Annotated in this window: 7 protein-coding genes; 5 read left to right on the forward strand and 2 right to left on the reverse strand. The window is 59.7% G+C overall.

All coding sequences use genetic code 11. The annotated features are described in order from the left end of the window. Positions 1-90: 90 nt before the first annotated feature. The gene (locus AC07OG_RS02045; RefSeq protein ID WP_218423470.1) at positions 91-996 is read right to left on the reverse strand and encodes a LysR family transcriptional regulator; all 906 of its coding nucleotides are present in this window, start codon (positions 994-996) and stop codon (positions 91-93) included. 392 nt (positions 997-1,388) lie between these two features. Between AC07OG_RS02045 and AC07OG_RS02050 the strand changes: the two genes are divergently transcribed. The 4 genes from AC07OG_RS02050 to AC07OG_RS02065 are packed head-to-tail and all read left to right on the forward strand — an operon-like array spanning position 1,389 to position 6,211. Beyond that, a complete protein-coding gene (locus AC07OG_RS02050) occupies positions 1,389-2,531 on the forward strand; it encodes an AI-2E family transporter (RefSeq protein WP_495066094.1) in 1,143 nt (380 codons plus the stop codon). A gap of 14 nt (positions 2,532-2,545) precedes the next feature. Continuing rightward, positions 2,546-4,054 (forward strand): efflux transporter outer membrane subunit, encoded by a 1,509-nt coding sequence (locus tag AC07OG_RS02055; protein WP_495066095.1) that lies wholly within the window; start codon positions 2,546-2,548, stop codon positions 4,052-4,054. After that, positions 4,051-5,169 carry an HlyD family secretion protein gene (locus AC07OG_RS02060; protein WP_060540266.1) on the forward strand — a complete coding sequence of 373 codons (1,119 nt, stop codon included), beginning with the start codon at positions 4,051-4,053 and terminating at the stop codon, positions 5,167-5,169. Before AC07OG_RS02055 ends, AC07OG_RS02060 begins: the two co-directional genes overlap by 4 nt. Beyond that, positions 5,159-6,211, forward strand: a complete 1,053-nt coding sequence (locus AC07OG_RS02065; protein WP_495066096.1) for a DUF2955 domain-containing protein — start codon at positions 5,159-5,161, stop codon at positions 6,209-6,211. Before AC07OG_RS02060 ends, AC07OG_RS02065 begins: the two co-directional genes overlap by 11 nt. A gap of 276 nt (positions 6,212-6,487) precedes the next feature. On the opposite strand, the gene AC07OG_RS02070 is transcribed toward AC07OG_RS02065, so the two are convergent. Further along, positions 6,488-17,716, reverse strand: coding sequence for a peroxidase family protein (locus AC07OG_RS02070; protein ID WP_495066097.1), 11,229 nt, complete (start codon positions 17,714-17,716; stop codon positions 6,488-6,490). A 671-nt stretch (positions 17,717-18,387) separates the two neighbouring features. Between AC07OG_RS02070 and AC07OG_RS02075 the strand changes: the two genes are divergently transcribed. Continuing rightward, positions 18,388-20,124 carry a type I secretion system permease/ATPase gene (locus AC07OG_RS02075; protein WP_495066098.1) on the forward strand — a complete coding sequence of 579 codons (1,737 nt, stop codon included), beginning with the start codon at positions 18,388-18,390 and terminating at the stop codon, positions 20,122-20,124. Positions 20,125-20,126: the final 2 nt, after the last annotated feature.

Genomic DNA, 20,126 nt, shown 5'->3' on the forward strand with positions numbered 1-20,126 from the left:
GCGAGTTCAGCGTCCTGGGTCGTATGTTCTACCTGCAACCAAAACAAAAGAATAACCAGTAAGTGCAATCATTTATTTCACCTAGCGAAATTATATCGCCCTCAATGCCGGGTGTGCCCTGAGGGCTTTCACAGCAAAATCGACGAAACTGCGCACTCGCGCCGGGGCTTGGCGTCCACCTTGATAGAGCACATGGATGGGCATGGGCGGCAGTTCGAAATCGGCCAGGAGAATTTCCAGCTCGCCGGCAGCAACCTTGCTGGCAACCTGATAAGACAAGACACGAGTGAACCCCAACCCAAGGCAAGCTGCGGCAATGGCTGCCTGATTGGCAGTCACCACAAGGCGCGGCTCCGTGCGCACACTCAGGGATTCGCCCTCATCGATAAATGGCCAACTCCGCAGTTGACCTGAAGCAGTAGTCGCAATGATCGGCGCCTGAGCCAACGCTTGTGGATGTTCCGGTCGACCATGGCTCGCCAGAAAACCTGGCGACGCGCAGACCACTCGCCGCACCTCCCCCACCCGTATCGCATGCTGGTTGCTATCGGGCAGTGCACCGATACGTATAGCCACATCGACACCTTCCTCGACGACGTTGACTATCCGATCTACCAGCAAAGCGTTGATATGGACCTCGGGGAACTGTGTCAGATAACTCACCATCAACGGCGTGACGAACAGCTCCCCAAACAGGACCGGCGCGGTGATGGTCAGCTGCCCACGTGGATGGATGTGGCTGCCCGCCGCAGAGTCTTCGGCTTCCTGCACCTCGGCGAGAATTCTGCGGCAGTCTTCCAGATAACGCTGACCGGCTTCGCTTAAATGCACGCTGCGCGTCGTGCGTGTGAGCAGCAACGTTCCAATGCGCTTTTCCAGAGCTGCTACCGCCCGGGTAACGCTGGCCGCCGATAGACCCAAGCGTCGCGCCGCCGCGGAAAAGCCCTGTTCCTGGGCAACGGCGGCGAAGACCTGCATTTCCTGAAAGCGGTCCATGGCGTGTCCTTTTTTCAGAATCAAAAACAACCGGAGCGACAATCAAGCCTGTCACAAACAACGATATTCGAAAACCGAAGGCTGATTATTACAAAAAGTCAGTCCCTTTCCTGACAGATCCTTTCTTAAAAAAAGCAGGAAGCCATCACAGGCTTTAGATTTCCTTCTGCTTAATCAGGCAGAAAACGAGACTGCTCCTATACTACAAACCAGTCTACGACCTGTTGAACTTTCTGTAAGTGCGACTTTTCAAGTTCCTTACATGGAAATCAGGCCTTGCTAGCCACTAGTGGCTAGACGGATATCCATAAAACTTGCTCAGATGCTCGGTTGATTTGACTTGAAACTTTAACTAGCTGGCTAAGCCTGATGACACCGCAAGGAGTTAGACAATGTTGCGCACAAACATTTCTGCTAGAGCACTATCCGGTGGATTACTTGATGTACTGATTCGCGCCGGGCTGATCACAGTGTTGGTGCTGTTCTGCTTTCAGATCTTCAACCCCTTCCTCAACCTGATGATATGGGCGGTGATTCTGGCAATCACCCTGTATCCGCTGCATACCAAGGTCAAGGGCAAACTTGGCGGCAAAGACGGTCGGGCCGCCACCCTTATAGTGGTGGTCGCTCTGGCTTTGCTGATGGTGCCGATCTACCTGCTGGGAACCTCGATCAGTGAGTCGATCGAAGGCGCTCTGACTGTTCTGAAGTCCGATTCGCTGGAAATCCCTCTGCCCAATGAAAAAATCGCTTCCCTGCCGCTCATTGGCAAGCCGCTCTACACCTACTGGATGCAGGCCGCAACCGATATGAGCAGTGTGCTGGTGAAGTTGATGCCCTACATCAAGTCCGTCGGCCTGACCTTGTTGGGTAAAATGGCCGACGTTGGTGTGGGATTCCTGTTGTTTATCGGCGCCCTGATCATTGCCGGCGTGTTGATGGCCTACGGTCAAAATGGCGAAAGAAGCGCCATGGCCATCACCAGCCGCCTTTCCGGGCCGGAGCGTGGCCCGCGCATTACCGAACTGTGCACAGCCACCATTCGTGCGGTTGCCCAAGGCGTGGTCGGTATCGCTTTTATCCAGATGATGCTGGTCGGGGTGGGCTTCGTGCTCATGGGCGTTCCCGGTGCCGGCCTGCTGGCCATGGTTGCGCTGTTGATGGGGATCATGCAATTGCCGGTAGTGGTTCTGACCATTCCGGTAATCGCCTATGTATTCGCCACCGAAGGTACCACCCTGGCCTCTGTGGTGTTTTGCATCTACAGCCTTATCACCGGGATGGCCGATAACGTTCTCAAGCCCTTGATGCTGGGCCGCGGCGTCGACGTACCCATGCCAGTGATTCTGATTGGCGCCTTGGGCGGCATGGTCAGCGGCGGTTTCATCGGATTGTTCATCGGTCCGGTAGCGCTGGCTGTGGGCTATCAATTGTTCTGGCAATGGGTCGATGACCAGCCGCCTGCCGAAGTCGAGGTCGATGTAGTGACCGAGCCCGCGCAACTCGAGGTACTGAACGATCAACATCCTGTCTGAGGAGTGAGCGTTTGATGCCTTGCCCTGTTCGCATCAGCCGGCTGTTGCTGTGTGGCACCCTATTGCTAAGTGGTTGCGTGCGACTGGGTCCGGATTTCCAGTCGCCGGCCCAGCCCTGGGTCGAGCACTGGGACACCCCGTCCCTGGCGCTCGCCGGCCAAAAGCGTCCGCAGCCGGATAGCCGCCAGTGGTGGCATGTGTTTGGCGACCCGGTGCTGGATAAATTGATCGCCGAAGCCGACGTCCACAACGCTGACCTGCAGGTCGCTGGCCTGCGGGTGATGGAATCGCGCGCACAATTGGGTATCGCCCTGAGTGGGCGCTACCCGCAATTTCAACAGGCCAGTACCGACAGCCTGTACGTGGACCGTAACCAATCCGGCGGCGCCAGCCCGCAAGACTCGCATTTCTGGCAACACAGCGCCGGTTTCGATATTGGTTGGGAACTGGATTTCTGGGGCCGCTTCAGCCGCGCCATCGAGTCGGCCGACGCCTCCTGGTTTGCCGCCCAGGCCAACTATGAAAACGTCCTGGTGCTGTTGCATGCGCAATTGGCGCAAACCTATTACGCCTTGCGCACCGCCGAAGCACGCCTGGAAATCGCGCGCAGTAACGCCAAGCTGCAAAAGCGCAGCTTCGAGATCACCGAGCGCTTGTTCAACAGCGGGGCCGAAGCCGAACTTGACCTGCAGCAGGCCAAGACCCAGTACCTGAGCACCTTGAGCACCATCCCCGACTTCGAAAACCAGGTAGCAAGCTTTCGCAATGCCCTGTCCACCCTGATCGGCCGACCACCCGGCGCACTTGCCGAACTGGATCGCAACTCGGGGCTGGTGCCACTGCTCAATACTGCGGTCTTGCAGGACGTGCCGGCCAATCTGCTGGTACGGCGCCCGGATGTTCGCGCCGCCGAGCTGCAAGTGGCAGCGCAGTCGGCGCTGATCGGGGTGGCCGAGGCCGACCTTTACCCCTCTATCAGCCTCTTGGGCAGCATTGTCTGGTCTACCACCTCCCTCAGCGGGGCGTCCAATACCCTCGATCTGGTGGGCGGCCCGAGCCTACGCTGGGATATCTTCGATCACGGCCGGATCACCAACAATGTGCGCGTACAGGACGCACGCCTGCAGCAATTGATCGTCATCTACCAGGACAGCGTGCGCCAGGCCGCACGCGAGGCCGACGATGCCGCGACCGGCCTGATCAAGTCGTTGGAACGCGACCGTATCCTCAGCGATGCCTCAGTGGCCGCCGACCGCTCGGTAACCTTGGCCAATGCCCAATACCTCGAAGGCTATTCGGATTTCCAGCGCGTACTTGATGCCCAGCGTGCCCTGTTTGCCCAGCAGGACTCCTACCTGATCAACCGCGGCAACGCCGTGAATAACCTGATCGCCCTGTACAAGGCTCTGGGCGGTGGCTGGTACAGCGACCAACCAATGATCGATAAGGCAACCCGCCAACAAATGCAGCAACGTACCGATTGGGGCGATCTGCTCGACGAACCGAAGGAAGGTACCCAATGACTGACAGCCCGCAAGCAGTCGACGAAAATGCCTCGACACCCGCGGCCGACCCGGCCAAAAAAGCGACCCGCTGGGTATTGTTGCTGATCATCCTGAGCCTGGTCTGGTACTTGTTCGCTGACCGCTACACGCCCTACACGCAGCAAGCCAGAGTGCAGGCCTTCATAGTGCCGGTGGCGGCTGAAGTGGCTGGCCGGGTGATCAAGGTACACGTACACAATAACCAGGACGTCAAAGCTGGCGAATTGCTGTTTGAAGTCAACCCGCAGCAGTACCAGATTGCCGTGGATCGCGCCCGCTCCGATCTTGAAACAACCCGTCGCCAGGTGGGCGCTAACACCGCCGGTATCGATTCCAAGCAAGCGTCCCTGCGAGCGGCCCAGGCCAATGAAGTCAAGGCTCGCCAGGACATCTCTCGGCTCGAACGCCTCTACCGCGAAGACCCGGGCACCATCTCTCTGCGGCGTCTGGAAATATCCCGCGCCACGTTGGCCGAATCCACCAGCCAGGTCGCCGCCGCCAAGGCTGAAGTGCAACGCGCGAAGGAGACACAGGGCGGTGGCGAAGAGGAAAACGCCCAGTTGCTGAGCGCCGCCAGTAACCTGCAAAAAGCCGAACTGGACCTGAGCAATACGCAGATCCGTGCCCGTTCGGCCGGCCTGATTACCGACCTGCGCACCGATGTCGGTCAGTTCGTCGCTGCCGGCGCGCCGGTGATGACCTTGATCGCCATCCACGATGTCTGGGTCAGCGCCGACATGACCGAAAATAACCTTGGCCAGGTCGGCCCCGGTACACCGGTGTCTATCGTTCTAGACTCCCTGCCCGGACGCATTTTCAAGGGCCATGTGCGCAGCGTCGGCTATGGCGTCGATATCGGCCAGAAAACCCAGCCTGGCGGCTTGCCGACGGTTGAGAACAGCCGCGACTGGCTACGTCCGGCCCAGCGCTTTCCGGTCATCATCGAATTCGAGCCCGGTGAGTTGACCGGCCCCGAGGGCATCCGTTCCGGCGGCCAGGCCGAGGTCATGGCGTTCCCCAACGAAACCAACCCGCTGAATTTGCTCGGGCGCATTTTCCTGCGTCTGATGAGCTGGCTGTCCTATGTCTATTGAGCGCTCGGCCCGCGTACAGCGGGCCCTGCGCCTGAGCTTCGGCACAGCGCTGTGCCTGGCGGCGAGTTTTGGCCTGGCCTTGCCCATCCCGTTTCTCTCGCCGATGCTGGCGCTGATGATGCTGGCAGCGATGAACCGACCGCTGCCGTTCAAGGCCAGCCTGGGTCTGGCCTTGATCGTGATGTTGACCACCGGCACCGGGTTGCTGTTGATTCCGCTGCTGCGCCACTACGCGTTCAGTGGCGTGATGATGGTCGGACTGTGTCTGTTCCTGGCCTTCAGTTATGGGCTGCGCGGCGGCAACTCGCTTGTGGCCACTTTCCTGGTGGTAGGCCTGACCTTGATCAGTTCGTCCGGGACCGCTGAATTCAGCCTGGCGCTGGAGGTCATAGTGGCCCTGGTCAAGGGGCTGTTCCTGGCAGTCACCTCATTGACCATCAGCCACTGGTTGTTTCCCGAGCCTGCCAGTGCCCCCGCGGCCAAACCCCCGCCGTCCTTATCGAATATCGAAACCGGCTGGCTGGCCCTGAGGGCCACACTGGTGGTGCTGCCGGCCTTTCTGCTGGCAATGATCGACCCGGCCAGCTACCTGCCGATCGTCATGAAAGCCGTGGGCCTGGGCCAGCAAACTTGCGCAACCAGCGCCCGTAGCGCCGGCCAGGAGTTGCTCGGGTCGACCTTGCTCGGCGGCCTGATGGCGATTCTTTTCTGGTGCGCGCTGAGCCTGTTCGTCAACCTGTGGATGTTTTTCCTGTGGATGCTGCTGTTCGGCCTGCTGGTAGCCAGAAGACTCTACGGCCTTAGCCCGACCCTGCAAAAGCCGGGGTTCTGGATCAACAGCCTGGCGACGCTGATCATTCTGCTCGGCCAATCGGTACAGGACAGCGCAGCAGGCAAGGATGTCTACACCGCCTTCGCCATCCGCATGGGCCTGTTCATCCTGGTGACGTTGTATGCCTGCGCCATGGTCTATCTGCTCGACACGCGACGGGAACGTCGCCAAGCCCTCAAGCCATCTCCTGAAGAAGGTCACTCCCTTTAGTGCCACTAAGAAAAAAGGCACAAGCAGGGTGATTACCGGTTCCTGCAAATTCCACGTCGTGTGGCGCAACCGCGATAAGCGCAAAAATGTGTGGGAGCCAACCTGCTGACGATGGACTCAAGTACAACGCGCTTAACCCGCTCACACGCATTATCGTTGACGACCATCGCCAGCAAGCTGGGGTCCCGCCCCGTGTACACCACCAAAACAAAAGGGAGGGCATCCATTGCCCTCCCTTTTGTTGTCCACGTTTGTGTAACAGTGTTGTTCAAACCCTCAAGAGGCCAGGATGAAGTCTGTGGCATTGATGGAGTTTGCGTCGTCCACACCTACCAAGCGGATGGAATTGGCTCCTCCGAAGCCGAGCAATGTATCCGCACCGAGATCGGTGATGGTGACGCTGGTGTTAAAGGTCGCAGCCGTGATGTTGAACCCGACGAAATTGAGCAGGTCCTGGCCTCCCAGTGGATTGGCATCGAAACCGGTGATCCGATCGTTGCCGAAGCCCGCTGCGAACACGAAGATATCGTCGCCACTGCTGGCAACCATCGTGTCGTTACCGGCACCGCCCGCAACGCTATCGTTGCCAATACCGCCATCGATGATGTCGTTGCCGAGACCACCCAACAATGTGTCGTTACCGCCATTGCCATTGAGAGTGTCACTGCCCACCCCGCCAGTGATGACGTTGTTCGCTGCGTTGCCACTGCCGACGAAGTTACCGACTCCGGTGAAAAGCAGATGCTCGGCATTAGCGCCCAATGTGTAACTGTTCAGCAAGGTCTGCACGGAATCCTCACCGTTACCCGCCAGTTCGATCAATGCGTCTGCAGCTGAATCGACAATGTAGGTATCGCTACCGACTCCACCTTCGAGCCGGTCAGCACCCGTACCACCGTCGATGACGTCGTTGCCGATGCCACCCAGCAATGTGTCGTTGCCGCCACCGCCGTTGAGAGTGTCATTACCCACCCCACCGGTCATGGTGTTATTCAACGCATTGCCGTTGCCGACGAAGTTGCCGAGTCCGAGGGAGAGCAGATGCTCGACATTTGCGCCCAGAGTGTAAATGGCCGTAGACGTCTGTACAGAATCCGCACCCTCACCCGTCACCTCTACCACCAGGTCCCCGAGCGTATCGACGCGGAAGGTATCGTTGCCAAGTCCACCGACCATCCGGTCATTACCCGCACCGCCAAAGAGGGCATCGTTGCCGCCACCACCGAGCAATGTGTCGTTGCCGTCGCCGCCGTTGAGGGTGTCGTTACCCACCCCACCGGTCATGACGTTGTTCAACACGTTGCCGTTGCCGACGAAGTTGCCGACGCCGGTGAAGAGCAGGTTCTCGACATTGGCAGCCAGTGTGTAGCTGGCCAGCGTTGTCTGCACCGAATCCGAGCCTTCACCCGCCACCTCGACCACCAGGTCACCGGCTGAATCGACGCGGAAGGTATCGTTGCCCAAGCCACCGACCATCGCGTCATTACCCGCGCCGCCAGTGAGGACGTCGTTACCGAGTCCACCCATCAGGGTGTCGTTGCCGTCACCGCCGTTGAGGGTGTCATTGCCCAGCCCACCGGTCATGACGTTATTCAACGCGTTGCCGTTGCCCACGAAGTTGCCGAGTCCGAGGGAGAGCAGATGCTCGATATTGGCGCCCAGTGTGAAGCTGGCCAGCGAGGTCTGTACGGAATCCTCACCCTCACCCGCCAACTCGATCAACACGTCCCCGGCTGAGTCGACGCGGAAGGTATCGTTGCCGACTCCCCCCAGCATCTGGTCATTACCCGCACCGCCATTGAGGAAATCGTTGCCGGCCTCACCGTTGATGAAGTCGTTGCCGTCCCCGCCGCTGAGATTGTCGTCACCGATGCCGCCAAACAACTGGTCGACTCCGCCCAGGCCAATAAGCGTATCGTTCCCGCCCAGGCCAAGCAGCACATCGCTACCTGCGGTGCCAACGAGGATGTTGGCCACAGCATCGCCCTGTTGCACCGCACCCAAGAGCAATACCACCGCCGTCGCCGCAGAGGTGACCGACTCCAGTGTGCCGAAGCCATCGGTATAGCGCGCGATCACCCGCAATTGCTGATTGATCTGCGCCGCACCAGGGGTGAAGGTCGCAGCAGTCGCGCCGGCGATATTGGTGAAAGTCGTGCCGCTACCTTGCTGCCATTGGTAGCTGAACGTGCCCAGCCCGTCCGGATCGGCAATCCCGGCCGTCAGCGCGGTCAGCACTTGGCCTTGAGTCGGTGTCGTATCGCTGACCAGCAACGCACCTGTCGGTGCATCGTTGACATTGGCCACCGGGTCCGAAGGGTCAGACGCAATGCTTTCGGCCACGCCGAAGTCATCCACGTAACTGACCACCACCCGTACCTGGTCGCCAACCTGAGCCTGTGTAAGGGTGAACGTGCTGGCTGTGGCACCAGCGATGTTGACGAAGTTTACCCCGTTGGTCGCCTGCCATTGGTAGGTGAACTGCGGATTGCTCAGGCCATCGATGTCGACGATGGTCGATGTATCAGCGGTCAATACCTGGTTCTGTATCAGAAGCCCGGTGACGGTCGGCCCTGCGGTCGGTGCGTTGTTCGCCGACGAGTCGACGATCTCCAGCGTACCTGCGCCATCCTGATACACCGCCCGCACGCGGATGTTCTGACCCGCGACATCGTCGGTCACCCGGAAGGTGGTGCCGAGCGCCCGCGATGCCTCGCCTGCGGCGACAACGGTGATGTCTTCATAGACACCCGAACCGGCAACGGTTTCGACCTGCCAGTAGTAAGCCATCGCACCGGTAACTGCGCCGGTTGGATTGGCCCCGCCTGCGTTGTCGAAATCGTGTATCGACCGATTGCTGACGCGCAGCAACTGACCGGTGACAAACGTGTCATCACGCAAACCGGTGGCGGCATCAAGAATCGCCAGACGACCCGACAGGTCGTTGTTCACGCCGCCGCCAGATCCGGTGACCTGTGACTGGTCAGCGAATTGCACACGCTCGATGCTCGTCAGTCGATCGACGCCATCACGCCCCGCCACCAGATCGGTGACGATGACGGCGTTGCCTTCGACAGTGACGCTGTACTCCGAGGCATTACCGGAATACACCGCAGTATCGAAGTTGTCAGTGCCGGTCAGAATCTCCCGCACGATGACCAACTGGCCGGGGTTGTAGGTACCGTTCAGCATAAGCGGCACCAACGGCTCCATGCTGTTGAACGTGGCGATTTCCGCGCCAGTGCCATCAGCGTTGGTCCGCACGCTGATGCGTACGTTCAGCCACTTGTCACCATCAATGATGTCGTCACCGCCGCGACCTTCGATAAGGTCGCTGCCGCTACCACCGAGGATGATGTTGCCGCCGTCGAAGGACGTCGCTCCGACTGGGAGCAGATCCGCCAGACCGTTGATCAGGCTGATGTTGGTCAGCACACTGCCGGTTGCGCCTGCGGTAGCCAACGCAGCGGCATCTACGCTATCCCCGCGCAGGAAGTCACCGTGCGCCGAGCCCGACAGACCTTCCATGATGTCGAAACGCACCAGCGCCGAAGCCCCCGAACCCGGTACCGGCGGTACATCGAAAAAGCGATCGCTGAAATCGACAGTCACGCCTTGGGCGAGCCCCTTGAAGGTCGCCCAGTCATAGCCCGAACCGCCGATATAGCGGTCACCAAAGCCGAGACTGCCGACCATGATGTCGTCGCCGCCTTCGCCGTTGAACTTATCGTTCTCGTTGCCGCCGACGAATACATCGTGACCGATGATCGGGTCGTTGCCGAGCGGATCGAAGTTGTCGCCAGGTGCACCGTCCGAAGTGCCCTTCTCGATCCAGTCATTGCCTTCGTTACCCATGTCCTGTTCGTTGGCTTTGCTGCCCAGGATGAAGTCGTTGCCCTGACCACCAATAGCCTCGGAGGCGTCCTCACCGGTCACGATGAAGTCATTGCCGAAGCCGCCAATGATCAGGTTGACGCCGTTACCACCATGCAGCACGTCGTTGCCGTCGCCACCCTGGACGTTATCGTCACCGCCTTTGTCGGTGATGATGTCGTCGCCGGCACCACCGCGCAGTTGGTCGTTGCCGTCACCGCCTTCGATGCGATCATTGCCCCCATCACCCCAGACCGTGTCATCGCCTTCACTGGCGATGAGGATGTCTGCGTTGTTGGTGCCACCCAACACGATGTGCTGGTCACCGGTGTACCGGATGTAGTTGGTATCCGCCCCCGCAGTCAGCGGGTTGTCGCGAAACACCACCTGCGCATTGTTCGGGCCTAGCGGATCGGCGGTGCCCAGGTCATCGTTGAATTGCTTGGTCCGGTCCACTTCCAGATAGTACCCGGGGTCCGAGAACACCAGGCCCGGCAAGTGCGTGGCCGAGGAGTTGGCCATGATCAGCTTGGCGAACGAGTTGCTTTCAAGTTCCGCATTCATCGACAGGCCAGAGGTACGCTCCAGATAGTAGAAGCGATCCGCGTCCTGCAGTTTCTCCATCTGGTTCTCGAACACGAAGTTGAACGTCGAGCCGAGCATGCCACCGAACGGGGTTTTCTGTTCGGCCAGGCCGCCGATCCAGAGGTCGATGGCATCGACGCCCGTGGTGGTGACATTTCTCAGGTCGTCGGCAGTGCCAACCACCCCATCCCTGCCGGGCAGCGTCACGTTGGCATAGATCCCGGTGCTGTTGAGGAAGGCCAGGCGGTCAGCTGGTGAACCAGCACCACCGAGTACCAGGGCCAAGGCTGCATCGCGCTTGTCTTCCAGCGTGGTCGCCAGCGCGATCGTGCTATGCGTGCCATAGGCCGCGATGAAGTTGATCAACGACTCCGGATGTTTGAGGTGCTGCACCAAGTCGACCCAGCTGTTGTAGGGCTTGAGTTGGGTATCGCCGGTTTGGCTGTAAACGTCGCGGCGGAAAGCATTGAGCGACGGTATCCCGACGTCGCGGCCGCGGGCGATGTTGATCGCCGCCAGGTCGAGCGGCAGGCCAAGCAGGTTGTTACGCACCGCCTCGGTGACGAACTCGTCGATTTCGTTACCGGCCTGGCGAGTCACCCCACGGATGATTGCACTGGTCGCATCCTCTGGCGTCAGGCCACTGGCGGCATACGCCAGCGGATTGAGGAACGCCGCGATCAAGCCCAGTTGCTGATCAGGATTCGCGCTGTTCGGATCGCCAACCACATTGTAATTGGCGTCAAAACGATCGACGGTCTCGGTCAGCATTGAGTGGCCGAAGCGATACACCACGTGGGCGAACTCGGCGACGATCGAAGGATCCAGGTCGACGTCATAGACCTGGGTCGGTGCGAAGAACAGGTCGACGTTGGGCTGGATAGTCCGCGCAAATTCCTCGAACACCAGGTGCTGATACTGCATCTCCGTACCGAACTTGGCAGCCTGAAACAAGCGCTCGCCATTCCACACCAGCGCATTGATCTCAGCCTGGCTAACTGGCAACGCGGTCACCGGATTGAGCAGCCACTCATTGAGGAAGGCCACGTCACCCGAATCGAGCACAGTGTCCTTGGTCTGTGCGACCAGTCGATTGTGCTCGGAGTGGAAGATCGCATGCACCGCGGTCAGGCCGATGTTCTCGTTGACCCTGCCGTCGCCAGCGATGTAGTGAGCGTCGAGCAGTTCGTTGTCATAGGTCAGGTTGTTGCCGCCAGGGCCAACTGGCTGCCCATTGCCTACCAGAGCATCACTATCGGCCTGCAGAACCCCGCCGACGACTACCGGCACGGCGTTGTGGGCGATGTCGTTGAGGAACGCATGGCTGGTGCGCACCGCATTCGTGAGGTTTACCGGATTGGCCGGGTCGCCTTCGACAAGGGTAGTGACGTCGTCGGCGGTGCCGGGAAGACCGTCCGCCCCGTTATTGAGCCGAATGACAACCTGCGGGAAGCCGTTTGGCCCCTTGATGAAGTTGCCATAGGCGTCAGTCGCCAGCAGCGGACCGCTGTCGATGTCGGCATCGGTGAGATTGATGCCAAGAATGTCACGGGCCTGAGCCTTGACCACTTTCCAGGTCGCCATGCCACCGATTTCGCTGTCGTCTCCCGTACCAAAAATGCCATCCGCCCCCAGGTCACGGTTAGTGATCAGATTGCCGGTCGCTACGGGGCCGTTGGCGGTAAGTACATAACCGCGCAGGAACACCTGGTGCGACGGGTGCGAGCTATAGGTCTGGTTTTGGTCCACGAACGGCGTGGTGGTGTTGGTATGCTCATGGATGTCATCGGCATTGCCGAGAATGCCATCCGGCCCTGGCTGGTTGGTCGCGCGGGTCAGCACCATGAAATTGGCGTTGCCGCCTGGCACGAACAACGGATCATCCGGTTGCAGCGGGATGAATATGGTCCCCGAACCGCCTTTGCTGACCAGGTCCAGACCATGATCGAAGAACTGCCCGAAGAAGGTCATCCAGCCGTTGAACGGCGCGGATAACCCCGCATCCGCCGCGGTGTTCTCGAACAGGTACACGTCGCGGTCGTCGGCAGTGCCGAACCGACCATCCAGGCCGGGGCTGGCGACAACTTGTACGCCATCCTTGAGCACGTCGTCGTTACCCACCGCGCCGAAGTTGAGCACACCGTCCGCACCCGCGTTGTGAGCGGCGGCATAAGCCGCCGGGTTGTTCGACGTCTGGTCGACGAGCAGGTTACTGATGGCGCGCGGCTGCGAGTCAAACACAGAGCCGCTGGTCTGCTGATACGACGATCCCGGGATGGCTGGCGAGCCGGGGCCGAAGAATCCGGCAGGAACCCCTTGCGCTGTATTGAAGACCGGATCGGTCAAGCGCGGGAAGGTGTGATCGGCAGCACCGAAACCGGTGTTGTTGGTGCCGTTGAGGTTCAGCAGGTTGTTGTTAGACCCATCGACCGCACGCAGGCCCAACGGTGCGCGGATATTCGGGATCAGCGAGAGGATGCTCTGGCCAGCTGCATCAGCCTCGGCAATCCTGATCTGGTCAAGGATGAAGTTGAGGTCGGAGCGGACCATGTGCAGGCCCGCGCCACCCTCGGTGGCATCGACGACCGGTGTCTGCACTGTCGGCACAACCGGTGCGCCGTCAGCCACTATGCCAGTCGGTTGCGAGAACACGATTTCAGTCGTGCCATGACCATCCTGGTAGATCGCCTTGACCCGCAACGACAGCCCGGCGAGGTCAGGAGAGACCTTGAACGAAGTGCCGTCGGCGCTCTGGAACGCCAGGTCGCCGGCTGGTAACAGGATGATGTCCTCGAATACGCCGGTGCCTGGAGTTGCCTCGAACTGCCAATAGTAGGACACCGATGAGTTATTTAGCGTGCCCAGCGGATTACCCGCCGCGATGTTGTCGGCATCGCGCAATGCGGCCACGTTGACGGTCAGCGTGTCGCCCACCCTGATCGGCCCGCCGTTTCCATCGGTGATGGCCGGCCTGCCAACCGGTTCGGCATTGAGCCCCGGCACCAGCACTTGCTGGTTATCGGCAAACTGCAGGCGTTCGATATGCAGCAGCGTATCGGTGCCGTCGCGACCCGCTACGGAATCGGTCACCGTCCAGACATCGTCTGTCACATCGAGCGTGCCGCGGGTGTCACGATTAACCGTGTACTCGTCCTCGACCCCGGAGAAAATGGCGGTGTCGAAGGCCTCCCCGCCCGTCGAGGTGCCGGGCAGGATCTCCCGCACGGCCTTGAGCTGACCAGGGTTATAGGTGCCGTTCAGCATGAACGGGATCATATCGACCATGCTGTCGAAGCTGGCAACCTCTGGACCGGTATGGTTGACGTCGCCAGGGGCATAAACGGCAATCCTGACGTTGATCCATTTGTCGCCATCGATCAGGTCATCGCCACCACGACCCTCGATCAGGTCGCTGCCATTGCCGCCGAGGATAATGTTGCCCGTAGCAAAGCCAGTGGTCGGCAATCCTGCATCGGCGAGAAACTGAGCCAGTCCGCGGATCAACGCCACGTTGGTCAACGCACTGCCCGTGGCACCGCCGTGGTTGATGATAGTGTCCGCATCAACGTCATCGCCCCTGAGCACATCGCCAAAGCTCGAACCGGACAAACCTTCGACCTCGGCAAAACGGTCGAGAATCGAGGCCGGCGAAGCGCCGACCGGGTTGAACACTCCGGTGTTCTGGTTTGGCGCATTACCGTGTGGCTGCGCCAGCGCGGCCAGGCTCAGGTCAGCCGTGATGCCGAATTTGTCATTTTTGTAGGTCACCCAGTCGAAACCGGACATGCCGTCCATCTTGTCCTGGGCATCGCTGCCGACAAAGATGTCATCGCCACCCTCGCCGATCATTTCGTCGAAGCCCCCACCGCCGACAAAGATGTCGTTGCCGATCGTATCGTCAGTGAGCAATGGCGCAGCGTTGTCGCCAGGCGCACCGTCCTGGGTGCCCTTCTCGATCCAGTCATCACCTTCGTTGCCGGTAGGTGGCAGGTTGGTCTTGGCACCGAGGATGAAGTCGTCACCCTGGCCGCCGAAGGTCGTCGTGATGTCTTCGGTGGTAATGATGAAATCCTGGCCATTGCCACCCAGGATCAGGTTGCCTAGACCAAGCATGCTGCCGGCCACGATCACGTCGTTACCGTCATTGCCCTCCAGACGGTTATCGCCGAACGAGTCGGTAATGATGTCATCGCCCGCGCCACCCAGGACCGCATCGTTCCCTGCTCCGCCTTCCAGGCGGTCATTGCCGGCGTCGCCGTAAAGGGTGTCATCGCCTTCACCGGAAATGATGACGTCATTGCCGGCGGTACCGCCCAGGACGACATGGTCTTCACCGGTGTACTGCAGGTAATTGGTGTCTGGCCCCGCGGTTTCGGGGTTGTCGCGAATGACCAGCGGCACGACTTCCACGCCGTTGATCATGATGCCGCCCGTTGGATCGGCTCTACCGCCGACGCCAAGACCGGTGAACTGATTGGCCTGATTCACTTCGAGGGTGAACGTCGGCGTCAGGAACACGGTGTTCGACAGGTGGGTGATATCGCTGTTGAGCATCATCAGTTTGGCAAAAGAGTTGTTCTCAAGCTCAGTGCCGAAGTTCAGACCAGCGGTACGTGACAGGTAATAGAAGCGATCGCCGTTCTGCAATGCCTCCATCTGGGTTTCAAACACGAAGTTGAAGGTCGAGCCGAGCATGCCGCCGAACGGCATCTTTTCCTCCGCAAGGCCACCTACCCAGAAGTCGATGTCGTCCAGACCCGTGATCGTCACGCCCGATTGCGCTACGTTGGCCCAGGCACCGGTGCTGTTAAGGAAGTCCAGGCGGTCAGCCGGCGAACCGGTACCACCGAATACCAGCGCGAAGGCTGCAGCGCGTTTTTCTGCCAGTGTGTCTGCCCCGGTAATCGAGTCATGCGTGCCATAAGCAGCGATGAAGTTGACCAGCGACTCGGGGTGTTTGAGGCTGTCTGCCAGGTCAGCCCAGCTGATGTACGGCTTGAGTTGGCTGTCGCCGGTCGATGCGTAGAATTCCCGGCGCGCCTCATTCAAAGTGGGGATGCCGGTATCGCGACCACGTGCCAGGTTCAGCGCCGGTAAATCGAGCGGCAGACCGAGCAGGTTGTTACGCAACGCTTCGGTGACAAACTCATCAATTTCGTTGCCGAGCTGGCGGGTCACACCGCGAATGATTGCCCCTGCCGCCTGGTCCGCAGTCACGCCGCTGCCGGCGAACGCCAGCGGGTTGAGGAAGGCCGCGATAAGACCCATTTGCGAGTCCGGGTTGGCCGGATTAGTGAGGAGCGGATTGAACGCCGGATCGAAGCGATCGACGGTCTCGGTCAACATCGAGTGACCGAAGCGGTACACCACGTGGGCGAACTCGGCCAGGATTGCAGGGTTGATCGAGGTGTCATAGCCGTTGGGTGCAAGGAATTCGTCGATCTGTGGTTGAACGGTCCGCCCGAACTCCTCGAACACCAGGTGCTGGTACTGCATCTCGGTGCCGAACTTGGCGGCCTGGAACAGGCGTTCGCCGTCCCACACCAACGCCGCGATACCGGCAGGTGTAGTCGGAATGACGGCCACGTCGTCGACCAGCCACTCATTGAGGAAGGCCAGATCGCCGGAAGCGAGGATGGTGTCCTTGGATTGCTGGACCAGCCGGTTGTGCTCAGAGTGGAACACATGGTGCACGGTGGTCAGGCCGATGTTCTCGTTGACCCGTCCGTCACCGGCAATGTAGTGAGCGTCGAGCAGCTCGTTGTCATAGGTCAGGTTGTTGCCGCTAGGGCCAGTTAACTGCCCATTGCCTGTCAGGGCGTCACCATCGGCCTGCAGAACCCCGCCGATGACGACTGGTTCGGCATTGTGGGCGATGTCGTCGAGGAACGCATGCCCGGTGCTCACGGCGTTGGTCAGACTGATGGGAGCAGCCCGGTTGCCTTCGACAAGGAAGTCATCATCTGTGCCTGCAATACCGTCAGCCCCCTTCATCACCACCTGCGGCATGCCGTTCGGCCCGCGGATGAAGTTGCCATACGCATCGGTTGCCAGCATTGGCACGTTGTGTACATCGGCGTCGGTCAGGTTGATGCCCAGAATGTCACGCGCCTGAGCCTTGACCACTGCCCAGGTCGCCATACCATCACCAGCGCCATCATCGGCAGTGCCAAATATGCCATCGCCACCCAGATCACGATTGGTAATCAAACGCCCGGTTGCAATAGGGTCACCTGCCGCGTTGAGGACGTACTCGCGCAGGAACACCTGGTGCGACGGGTGCGAGCTGTAGGTTTGGCTCTGGTCTACGAAGGGCGACGTGGTGTTGGTCTGGCCATCATCGGCAGTGCCGACTAAACCGTCCGCGCCGGCAGTACGCACGGCACGTGACAGCACCATGAAGTTGGTCGGGCTGTTCGGATTGAACAACGGATCGTCTGGCTGCAGCGGAATAAATACGAAGTCGTTACTGCTCTTGGTCACCAGGTCGAGACCGTGGTCGAAGAACTGGCCGAAGAAGGTCATCCACGAGTTGAAGCCGGCGGTCAGGCCGGCGTCTGCTGACTCGTTGGGCATGAAGAACACGTCCTTGTCATCGGCCGTGCCGAAGACCCCATCCAGACCGGGGCTGGCGACTATCTGTACGCCATCTTTGAGTACGTCGTCATTACCCGCACCCACCACGCCGAAGTTGAGCACACCGTCCAGTCCCGGGTCGAAAGCCGCAGCATAGGCCGCCGGGTTGTTGGCGGTCTGGTCGACGACGAGGTTACTGATGATCCGTGGCTGCGCGTCGGTCACACTTCCTGTCCCGGCATACGCCGCTTGATAGGCAGGATCAAGCAGCCGCACGAAGGAATTGTCCGCGGCGCCGAACTCGCTTTGCCCGGCTACCAGGTTGTTGAAGCTGCCATCGACGGTGCGCAAACCGAATGGCACCTGACTGTTAGGAAGCAAATCAGTGAGAGCGGCGCCGTCGGCATGCGCTTCTGCGATAAAGATTTGCTTGAGGATGAACTCCAGGTCCGACTTGTTGAAATTGGCCATTTTGGATTGCCCTCGATCTGTCTGGGAAAAGCACGGGACGAGAAAGTCCTCCCGCGCCAAGTCAAGTGCTGGCTTGTGCAGTTTGTTGGTTTTGTTTTTTAGCGAGAGCTGGCGCTACCCGAGACCCGGGATATCCGCCTGAAATTCGCGATATGAATGGCTCGCCGGGCGATCAGGCGGAGCGAATTCGGGCCCGGGGCGGGCCATGGAATCTGGAAGTGAAGGCGAATGTCCTGGACAGCCCATTCCCTCTGATAAAGCACGCAATGATCGACATAGCTCTGCTCCTCTCAGGAAAATCACCGCGTCTTGCGCTGCCAAATCGCTGGCAGGCTTCAGACAGGCAGCCCTCCCGATAACTAAGACTAAAGTTCCATAGCAATCCTTTGTCAATATTACGTCATGAAAACAGACGACTGGTGATTTGCAATTACAACTACCTGTTTTTAAAGGACATATAGGCAGTTGAGCGCAGCTATAGAGCGAAATGTTATTTCAGAGTGTTACGCAGCCACCTACGCTGCTCCATAAGGGAGCAACGCAGAGATTTCGGAAAGACTCGCCATCCATAGAGCGACCAGCCTGCGTGTCCAAAAGCGGTTCCAGGGACTACATTTGCTATTAGCTGTTGCGCCACCAGGGCAACCGCTTTTCGAAGTGGGAGGATCAAAATGCCCAAGCAGTCGAGCATCCGTTCCGAACTGTCCGACGCTCTCTTTCGCATGCGCCGCAGTTTTTACTTGTTGGCAGGGTTCAGCGGCGTGATAAACGTCATGATGTTGACGCCAGCCATTTATATGCTGCAGGTCTATGATCGAGCCTTGGTCAGTCGCAACGTCACGACGCTGACGATGTTGACCGTGCTGGTGGTAGGTCTGTTCTTGCTGATGTCCACCCTGGAAATGATCCGCACCCGCGTGCTGATCAGGGTTGGCAACTGCCTCGATATGGACCTCAACCGACGCATTTTCAATGCTGCGTTCGAGCGCAATTTGAGCCGCGCCGGGGGTAATCCGGCTCAGGCCCTGCAAGATCTCTCCCAGGTTCGTCAGTTCGTCACCGGCAATTCCCTGTTCGCTTTCTTCGATGCACCGTGGACGCCGATCTACCTGCTGGTCGCCTACCTGATCCACCCAATACTTGGATTGCTCACGCTGATCGGCTCGCTGATTCTGATGGGCCTGGCTTATCTGACTGAAAAGGCGACGCAAAAGCCCTTGGCCGAAGCCAATCAGGCCGCCATGTCCTCTGCCCAATATGCCAACAACAATCTGCGCAATGCCGAGGTCATTGAGGCCATGGGCATGCTGCCATCGATCAGCAAGCGCTGGTTCCAAAGCCATTTGCGCATTCTGGAAATGCAGACCCTGGCCTCCGACCGCGCGGCCTTGATCAGCAGCACTGGACGCTTCGTACGCATCACCTTGCAGTCGCTTATCCTCGGCGCCGGCGCGCTGCTGGCGATCGAAGGCAAGATCACCCCCGGGATGATGATTGCCTGCTCGATCCTCACCGGGCGCGCACTGGGCCCGGTGGAACAGGTCATCGCCTCGTGGAAGCAACTGCTCGGCTGCCGTTCGGCCTGGGGCCGGCTCAACGAGATGCTCCACGACTTTCCGCGCCGGCCACCGAGCATGTCGCTGCAGCGGCCACAGGGGATGCTGGCGGTGGAGAATGTGTATGCCGGAGCCCCAGGTACCAACAACACGATTCTACGCGGCGTGGGCTTCAGCCTTGTCCCCGGCGAAAGCCTTGGCATCATCGGTCCGTCCGCTTCGGGAAAATCCACCCTCGCCCGCCTGCTGGTTGGCGTCTGGCCGGCACAGGCCGGCAAAGTGCGCCTGGACGGCGCGGATATATTCACCTGGAACAAGGGTGAACTTGGACCTTGGCTCGGCTACCTGCCACAGGATGTGGAGCTATTCGAAGGCAACATTGCCGACAATATTGCGCGCTTTGGCGAGGTGGACAGCGAAGCTGTTATTCGCGCCGCCAAGATCACTGGAGTGCACGAGATGATCCTGCGTTTCCCGCAGGGTTATGACACCCGTCTTGGCACCGATGGCAGCCCGCTTTCCGGTGGCCAGAAGCAACGCATTGCCTTGGCTCGCGCCTTGTATGGCGAACCCAACCTGATCGTGCTGGATGAGCCAAACGCCAACCTCGACGACGTCGGCGAAAAGGCCTTGGTCGATGCACTGGCCGAACTCAAGGGCCGTGGCGCCACCGTCATTCTGATTTCCCACCGTCCCAACGTACTCTGCGCCGTCGATAAGGTACTGATGCTGCGCGACGGTGGTGTGCAGATGCTCGGTACTCGCGATGAAGTATTCGCAGCGCTGCGCAAGGCCAGTGTCATGCCGGCAGGCGCATCGACCCCGCTGACCTCCGTCAAAGCACGGGAGTGACC

The sequence above is a fragment of the Pseudomonas sp. GW821-FHT09H03 genome, assembly GCF_059415945.1.